Origin of the sequence: Streptomyces sp. NPDC093984, from assembly GCF_044764595.1 — a bacterium.
Lineage (GTDB): Bacteria > Actinomycetota > Actinomycetes > Streptomycetales > Streptomycetaceae > Streptomyces > Streptomyces cynarae.
On record NZ_JBIWIM010000055.1, the window covers coordinates 1 to 1,286 of the forward strand.

Sequence of the window (1,286 nt, forward strand, 5' to 3'; positions counted from 1 at the left end):
TCTGCGACAACTGTGAGGATCATGGTGTGTCGCAGGGGGCCGGAGCCTGACCCGTGCGACAACTGGCCGCAGCTGCCTTGGAGTGGAACTGTCGGCCCCGGCCTCCTGCGGTGCGTACTGCTGCCGGCCCGGTGAACGTGTCCCGATAGGGGCTTTGCTGCACAAAGCACCGTCACAGTTCTGACCGCCCACCGGACCGGTGTCAGCCACCAGACCCAGTCCAAGGAGCCTCGTGACCGTCACCAGCATGCCCCAGCCGACGCTGCCCACGCAGCCGGTCCCCGCCCCGGCCGAGGAGGCCGAGGACGTGATCCTGGGGGTGGACACCCACAAAGACGTCCACGTTGCTGCGGTCATCACGGCCCTGGGTGCCTCGCTCGCTCAGCAGGAGTTCCCGGCAACCGCCATCGGCTATCGCCAACTGCTCGCCTGGGCACGGTCGTTCGGTGTCCTGCGCCGGGCCGGTGTCGAATGCACCGGCTCCTTCGGAGCCGCGCTGACCCAGGTCCTGCGTCGGGAGGGCATCGACGTCATCGAGGTCAACCAGCCCGACCGTGCCACCCGGCGCAAGCGCGGCAAAACCGATGCCATCGACGCGGACGCGGCCGCTCGTGCGGTGCTGTCCGGACGGGCCACCACCGTGCCGAAGAGCGCGGACGGGCCTGTGGAGGACATGCGGGTCCTGCGGCTGGCCAAGGAATCGGCGGTCAAGGCCCGCACCCAGGCGCTGAACCAGCTCAAGGCTGTCCTCATGTCCATCGACCCGGATCTGCGTGAACTCCTCACCGGCCTGAGCAACCCTGCGCTGGTCGCTACTTGCGCGGCCCTCAGCGCGGATTACCGGGGCGAGGCCGTCTTCACGATGCGCCTGCTCGCACGCCGTGTCCAGCACCTGTCCCACGAGGTCAAAGAGCTCACCCGCCGCACCACCAGGGCCGTCCGTGCCTGCCGGCCCCAGATGCTGGACCTCGTCGGCGTCGGGCCCGACAGCGCCGCTGTCCTACTCACCGCCGCAGGTGACAACCCCGACCGGCTCGTCGACGAAGCCTCCTTCGCCGCGTTGTGCGGTGTCAGCCCGGTCGAACAGTCCTCCGGCAAGACCCGGCGACGGCGCCTGAACCGCGGCGGCCACCGCCAGGCCAACGCCGCCCTCTACCGCATCGTGCAGACCCGCATACGCTGGGACGAACGCACCCAGGAGTACCTGCGGCGACGCACCGCCGAGGGCATGTCCAAGCGCGAGATCATCCGATGCCTCAAGCGGTACGTCGCCCGCGAGCTCTACC

1 protein-coding gene is annotated in these 1,286 nt (G+C 69.4%); it reads left to right on the forward strand.

Annotated elements, in window-relative coordinates:
* Window positions 1–247: 247 nt before the first annotated feature.
* Window positions 248–1,286 (forward strand): IS110 family transposase (locus ACIRC0_RS39700; protein WP_403627025.1); only part of this gene is annotated, 1,039 nt, incomplete at its 3' end.